At 71.8% G+C, this 6,992-nt stretch carries 5 protein-coding genes; 3 read left to right on the top strand and 2 right to left on the bottom strand.

Annotated elements, in window-relative coordinates:
- On the bottom strand, positions 1-796 hold a 796-nt coding region (locus JHD21_RS19045; protein ID WP_292678415.1), incomplete at its 3' end, for an ABC transporter substrate-binding protein.
- 273 nt (positions 797-1,069) lie between these two features.
- Here JHD21_RS19045 and araB point away from each other — a divergent pair.
- From araB to araA, 3 genes are read left to right on the top strand one after another with little or no spacing between them, the layout of a single operon-like run.
- On the top strand, positions 1,070-2,746 hold the full coding sequence (gene araB, locus JHD21_RS19040; RefSeq protein WP_292678413.1) for a ribulokinase: 1,677 nt from the start codon (positions 1,070-1,072) through the stop codon (positions 2,744-2,746).
- Positions 2,743-3,432, top strand: a complete 690-nt coding sequence (locus JHD21_RS19035) for an L-ribulose-5-phosphate 4-epimerase (RefSeq protein ID WP_292678412.1) — start codon at positions 2,743-2,745, stop codon at positions 3,430-3,432. Before araB ends, JHD21_RS19035 begins: the two co-directional genes overlap by 4 nt.
- On the top strand, positions 3,432-4,940 hold the full coding sequence (araA, locus tag JHD21_RS19030; RefSeq protein WP_292678410.1) for an L-arabinose isomerase: 1,509 nt from the start codon (positions 3,432-3,434) through the stop codon (positions 4,938-4,940). The genes JHD21_RS19035 and araA overlap by 1 nt, the downstream gene beginning before the upstream one ends.
- A 35-nt stretch (positions 4,941-4,975) precedes the next feature.
- Here araA and JHD21_RS19025 read toward each other — a convergent pair.
- The coding region (locus JHD21_RS19025) for an MMPL family transporter (protein WP_292678408.1) at positions 4,976-6,992 on the bottom strand (2,017 nt) is incomplete at its 5' end.

Genomic DNA, 6,992 nt, shown 5'->3' with positions numbered 1-6,992 from the left:
CCTGCATGCCGTCCTTGACCGCGTCGATCGACACGATCTTGATGTCCTCGCCGGGCGTGCCGCCCGCGGCCTCGATCGCCTCGATGGCACCCAGCGCCATGTCGTCGTTGTGGGCGTAGACCAGGTCGATGCCGTCGACGCCGTACTTCTGGAGGAAGCCCTCCATGACCGTCTTGCCACCGTCGCGGGTGAACTCACCGGTCTGCGAGTCGATGGTCTCGATCGGGGCGTCGCCGATGCCCTCGGTGAAGCCCTCGGCGCGGTCGTTGGCCGGCGCCGAGCCCGTGGTGCCCTCGAGCACGACCATGTTGGTCGGCTCGGTGAAGTTCTCGGCGGCCCACTCGCCGGCGGTGACGCCCTCCTGCTTGAAGTCCAGGCCCACCCAGCTGGCGTAGAGGTCCTCGGAGGCGGTGACCGTGCGGTCCTCGAGGATCACCGGGATGTCGGCGTCCTTGGCCTCCTGCAGCACGTCGTCCCAGCCGTCCTCGACGATCGGGGCGATCACGATGGCGTCGACGCCCTGGCTGATGAAGCTGCGCACCGCACTGATCTGCGCGGCGGGGTCGTTGTCGGCGGCGTTGAACACCAGCTCGAAGCCGTTGTCCTCGGAGAACGCCTCCTTCATCGACTCGGTGTTGGCGCTGCGCCAGCCGGACTCCGAGCCCGTCTGCGCGAAACCGACCTTGATCGTGTCGTCGCCGCCCGAGCCGCCTCCCGAGTCTGAGTCGTCGCCACAGCCTGCAGCGACGAACGCCAAGGCGCACAGCATCGCGATACCGGTACGGAACTTGGTCATCACTTCGAACCTCCCTCGATGGACCGGTAGTGCGTCGGCCGACGAGTGTGCCGGGCGCTCCGGGGACCTGCGAACTCCTGCGGATGTGAGGTGAATGTGAACCCTCACATCCAGAGAATTGCGAGGAGGCTAGCCGTAACACCCAGGTAACGCAAGAGGCACTTTTCCACGCTGTCGAGAGGGCTTACGCAGGGGTTGCGCTGCGGATTGTTATCGGTAACATTCACGGCCAGCCGCCGGGAAGGCGGACCGCTGAGCACGGGAGGTGCCCGCGTGGACCGCTCCGAGCAGTTCACCGTCGGGGTCGACTTCGGCACCCTGTCCGGCCGCGCCGTGGTGGTCCGGGTGGCCGACGGAGCCGAGCTGGGCAGCGCCGTGCACGAGTACGCCCACGGGGTGCTGGACGCCCGGCTGCCGTCCGGGCCCGGGCTACCTCCGGACTGGGCGCTGCAGGTGCCGGGCGACTACGTCGACGTGCTGGCCCACGCCGTGCCGGAAGCGGTGCGCGCGGCCGGCATCGACCCGGGTCAGGTGGTCGGGCTCGGCACGGACTTCACCGCGTGCACGGTGCTGCCGGTCCTCGCGGACGGGACGCCGCTGTGCCAGCTGCCGGGTCTGGCCGACCGCCCGCACGCCTACGTCAAGCTCTGGAAGCACCACGCCGCCCAGCCCCAGGCGGACCGGATCAACGAGCTCGCGCACGAGCGCGGGGAGCCGTGGATCGGCCGCTACGGCGGGTTGATCTCCAGCGAGTGGGAGTTCGCCAAGGGGCTCCAGCTGCTCGAGGAGGACCCCGAGCTCTACGACCGGGCCGACCTCCTCGTCGAGGCGGCGGACTGGATCATCTGGCAGCTGACCGGCCGCTACGTCCGCAACGCGTGCACCGCCGGCTACAAGGGGATCTACCAGGACGGCCGCTACCCGAGCCGCGACTTCCTGGGCGCGCTCAACCCGTCGTTCGCCGGCTTCGCCGAGGCGAAGCTCGCGGGCGAGATCGGCCAGCTGGGCGACCTCGCGGGCCGGCTCACCGAGGAGGCGGCCGCCCTCACCGGGCTGCCCGTGGGCACGGCGGTCGCGGTCGGCAACGTCGACGCGCACGTCACCGCCCCCGCCGCGCGGGCCACCGGACCCGGCCAGATGGTCGCCATCATGGGCACCTCGACCTGCCACGTGATGAGCCACGACGCCCTGGTCGAGGTGCCGGGCATGTGCGGCGTCGTCGACGGCGGCATCGTGGCCGGCAGCTGGGGCTACGAGGCCGGCCAGAGCGGCGTCGGTGACATCTTCGGCTGGTTCACGCGCACCTCCGTGCCGGCGGCGTACGCCGAGGCGGCGGCCGCGGCGGGGGTGTCGGTGCACGAGCACCTGACCCGGCTGGCGGCCGAGCAGCAGGTGGGGGAGCACGGCCTCGTCGCCCTCGACTGGCACAGCGGCAACCGCTCGGTGCTGGTCGACCACGAGCTCAGCGGCGCGGTCGTCGGCCTCACCCTGAGCACCAGGCCCGAGGACGTCTACCGGGCGCTGCTGGAGGCCACGGCGTTCGGCACCCGGGTGATCGTGGAGACCTTCCGCGGCAGCGGGGTGCCGGTCGAGGAGCTCATCGTGGCGGGCGGTCTCGCCAAGAACGCGCTGCTCATGCAGATCTACACCGACGTGACCCGGCTGCCCCTCTCGGTCATCGACTCCGAGCAGGGACCCGCCCTGGGGTCGGCGATCCACGCGGCTGTGGCGGCGGGGGCCTATCCCGACGTGCCCACCGCGGCGAAGGCCATGGGCAAGGTCCGCAAGGACGTCTTCGTGCCCGACGAGGGCCGCGCCCAGGCCTACGACCAGCTGTTCGAGCAGTACGTCGCGCTGCACGACCACTTCGGCCGGGCCACCACCACCATGCGCCGGCTCAAGGCGATCCGCCGCGCCGCCGTCGCCGCCCGGACAGGAAGCCCCTCATGACCCTCGCCGCCGACGTCGCCGAGACCATCGTCGGCCTGCGCCGGGAGGTGTGTGGCCTGCACGCCGAGCTGACCCGCTACCAGCTCGTGGTGTGGACGGCCGGCAACGTCTCCGCCCGCGTCCCCGGTCACGACCTGCTGGTGATCAAGCCCAGCGGCGTCTCGTACGACGACCTGACGCCGGACAACATGGTCGTCTGCGACCTCCACGGCCGGGTCGTCGAGGGCGAGCACGCGCCCTCGTCGGACACCGAGGCCCAGGCCTACGTCTACCGGGAGATGCCCGAGGTCGGCGGGGTCGTGCACACCCACTCGACGTACGCCACCGCCTGGGCGGCGCGCGGCGAGCCGGTGCCGTGCGTGCTGACCATGTGCGCCGACGAGTTCGGCGGGGACATCCCGGTCGGGCCGTTCGCGATCATCGGCGACGACTCGATCGGCCGCGGCATCGTCGAGACGCTCCGCGGCAGCCGGTCGTCGGCCGTCCTGATGCGCAACCACGGCGTCTTCGCGATCGGCCCGACCGCGCGGGCCGCCGTCAAGGCCGCGGTGATGTGCGAGGACGTGGCCCGCACCGTGCACGTCTCCCGCCAGCTCGGGGAGCCGCTCGTCATCGAGCCGGCGGACGTCGACTCGCTCTTCGACCGCTACCAGAACGTCTACGGACAGCCCCAGGAAAGGCAGTGATGACGACGTCCGCACCCGGACCGGAGGTCTGGTTCCTGACCGGCAGCCAGGAGATGTACGGCCCCGAGACCCTCGCACAGGTCGCGACGCAGTCGCAGGGCATCGCCGCCCGGCTCGCCGAGTCCGCGGAGCTGCCGGTCCGGGTCGTGTGGAAGCCGGTGCTGGTCGACTCGGCGTCGATCCACCGGGTCGTCCTGGAGGCGAACAGCGCCCCCGGCTGCGTCGGCGTCATCGCCTGGATGCACACCTTCTCGCCGGCGAAGATGTGGATCACCGGGCTGGACGCGCTGCAGCAGCCGCTGCTGCACCTGCACACGCAGTCGGGCATGGCCCTGCCGTGGTCGACGATCGACATGGACTTCATGAACCTCAACCAGTCCGCGCACGGCGACCGCGAGTTCGGCCACATCCAGGCCCGGCTGCGGGTCGCCCGCAAGACGGTGGCCGGCCACGTGGACTCGCCGGGCGTGGTCTCGCGGATCGGGGACTGGGCGCGGGCCGCGGTCGGGCGCGCCGACCTGCGGCACCTGCGGCTGGCCCGGTTCGGCGACAACATGCGCGACGTGGCGGTCACGGAGGGTGACAAGGTCGAGGCCGAGCTGCGGTTCGGCGCGTCGGTCAACACCTACGGCGTCAACGACCTGGTCGCCGTGGTGGACCAGGTCGGTGACGCGGACGTCGACGCCCTGGTGACGGAGTACGCCGACACCTACCGGGTCGCCCCGGAGCTGCTGCCGGACGGGGACCGGCACGACTCCCTGCGTTACGGCGCCCGGGTCGAGGCGGGTCTGCGCAGCTTCCTGGCGGAGGGTGGCTTCGGCGCCTTCACCACCAACTTCGAGGACCTCGGCGGCCTGCGCCAGCTCCCGGGCCTGGCCGTGCAGCGGCTGATGGCCGACGGCTTCGGGTTCGGCGCCGAGGGCGACTGGAAGACCGCGGTGCTGCTGCGCGGCATGAAGGCGATGGCCGCCGGGCTGCCGGGCGGCACGTCGTTCATGGAGGACTACACGTACCACCTGGTCCCCGGGGAGGAGAAGATCCTCGGCGCACACATGCTCGAGGTCTGCCCGACCCTCACAGCAGGCCAGGCATCCCTGGAGATCCACCCGCTGAGCATCGGTGGCCGCGAGGACCCGGTGCGGCTGCGCTTCACCGCGGACCCGGGTCCAGCGGTCGTCGCAGGGCTGTCCGACATGGGGGAGCGGTTCCGGCTCACCGTCAACGAGGTCGACGTGGTCGAGCCCGACGAGGACCTGCCGCAGCTGCCCGTGGCGTGCGCCGTCTGGCGGCCCCGGCCGTCGCTGTCCACGTCGGCCGAGGCGTGGCTGATGGCCGGGGCGCCGCACCACACCGTGCTGTCCCAGGCGCTCGGCGTCGAGGTGCTCGCGGACTTCGCCGAGATGACCGGCACCGAGCTGGTCGTCATCGACGCCGAGACCACACCGCGCTCGGTCGGCCGCGAGCTGCGCTGGAACGCGGCCTACTACCGGCTGGCGCAGCGGCTCTGAGACCGGCCCGCGACCGGGCACTAGACGACCGGGCACTAGGCACTGCCGGCTCCCTGGACACCGAGTGGTGGGTGGCCTGCTGGCACCTCCGTCGGCGGGTGCGCCAACGCCGGGTCCAGCTCCGGCAGCAGCCGGTCCAGCCAGCCGGGCAGCCACCAGTTCGCGTGGCCGAGGAGCTTCATGGTGGCCGGGACGAGGATCATCCGGACCACGGTCGCGTCGAGGAAGATGGCCGTGGCCAGTCCCACTCCCATCATCTTGATCGCCGGGTCACTGCCCAGGACGAAGCCCGAGAAGACCGCCACCATGATCAACGCGGCCGCGGTGATGGTGCGCCCGGTGCCGGCGATCCCGTCGATGACCGCGCGGGTGTTGTCGCCGTGGCGGCGGTACTCCTCGCGGACCCGCGACAGCAGGAACACCTCGTAGTCCATGGAGAGCCCGAACAGGATCGCGAACATGAACAGCGGGATGAACGACACGATCGGCACCGTCGACTCCACGCCGATGAGGCCGGCCGCCCAGCCCCACTGGAAGACCATGACGAGCACGCCGTACGCCGCGGCGACGCTCAGCAGGTTCAGCACGACCGCCTTCAGCGGCACCAGGACCGACCGGAACAGCACGGTGAGCAGCAGGAACGACAGCAGCAGCACCGCCGCTACGAAGCGGGGCATCCGCTCCTGCACCCGGTCACCGAGGTCGGCGAAGGTGGCGGTCTGCCCGCCCACGTGGGCGGTCGCCGCGGTGCCGTCGAGCACCGCGGGGAAGACCTCGCTCCGCAACCTCGTCACGGTCTCCTGGGTGGCCTCGTCCTGGGGCGACGTCGTGGGCTGCGCCACCAGGGTCGCCACCCCCGCGGTGAGGTCGACGGCAGGTTCGGCGACCGACGAGATGCCGGGGTCGGCGGCGACGGCCTCGGCCAGCGGCGCCACCACGGACGGGTTCTCCGAGACGTCGACCGCGATCACCAGGGGCCCGTTGGCCCCGGGGCCGAACCCCTCGGCGATCAGGTCGTAGGCCCGGCGTTCGGTCGTCGACTCGGGCTTCGTCCCGTCGTCGGGGAAGCCCAGGTTGAGCGCGAGGACCGGCGCGGCCAGGGCCAGCATCAGGGCCCCCCCGCCGACGAGGTAGGCCGTCGCGTTGCGGGTCACGTGGCGGCCCCAGCGGGACCAGCCGGTGCTCGGCCGGTGCGGCCCATCGTCGGCCCGCCGCCGGCGTCCGTTGATTCGGTGCCCCGCCAGCCCGAGCAGCGCCGGCAGCAGCGTGACCGATGCCAGCACCATGACCAGCACCATCGCGGAGATGGCGACCCCACCACCGGTCACGAACGGGATCCCCGCGACGAGCAGCCCGAGGATCGCGACGACCACCGTGCCGCCGGCGAAGATCACCGCCTGTCCGGCCGTCGCCAGGGCTCTGCCGACCGCTTCCGTGACCGGCAGCCCCTGGGCCAGGTGCTCGCGGTGCCGGGTGACCAGGAAGAGCGCGTAGTCGATGCCGACCCCGAGGCCGACCATGGCGGCGAGCTGCGGCGCCCATGCCGGGATGTCGACCAGGTAGGTCACGAGGTTCATCGCCGTGGCGCCGACGACGAGGCCGAACAGCGCCATCCCGATCGGCAGCCCCATCGCGACGAGGGAGCCGAACGCGACCAGCAGGACGACCATCGCGACGACGAGACCCGCGACCTCGCCCACGCCGGTGGGTGCCTCCTCGAACGCGAAGAAGAGGTCGCCTCCCGCCTCCAGCGTCAGCGACGACTCGTCGCGCAGGTCGGCGACGACCTCCTTGAGGTTGTCCAGGTCGGAGGCCTCGAGGCGCTCGACCGCGGGGTACTGCACGCGCACGAGCGCGATGTCCCCCTCGGGCGAGACGCTGCTCGCCGTGCTCACCACGTGGGGGAGCTCCGCCAGAGCGGACTCGACCGGGGCCAGCTGTGTGGCCGCGTCCTGGGCCTCGAGCACGACGTGGGCGGTGATCCCGCCCTCGTCGGCCTGGGCCTCGGCGAGCAGCTCCGCAGCCTGGTAGGAGTCGAGGCCGGGTGCCTCG

The sequence above is a fragment of the Nocardioides sp. genome, from assembly GCF_016462705.1.
GTDB lineage: Bacteria > Actinomycetota > Actinomycetes > Propionibacteriales > Nocardioidaceae > Nocardioides.
The sequence above is the reverse complement of the archived record's forward strand: the minus strand, read 5'-3'. Positions and strand labels throughout refer to the sequence as shown.

Bases quoted from the DNA above. Each gene is read 5' to 3' on its own strand.
- JHD21_RS19035 (WP_292678412.1), top strand. From the start codon at position 2,743: ATGACCCTCGCCGCCGACGTCGCCGAGACCATCGTCGGCCTGCGCCGG.
- araA (WP_292678410.1), top strand. From the start codon at position 3,432: ATGACGACGTCCGCACCCGGACCGGAGGTCTGGTTCCTGACCGGCAGC.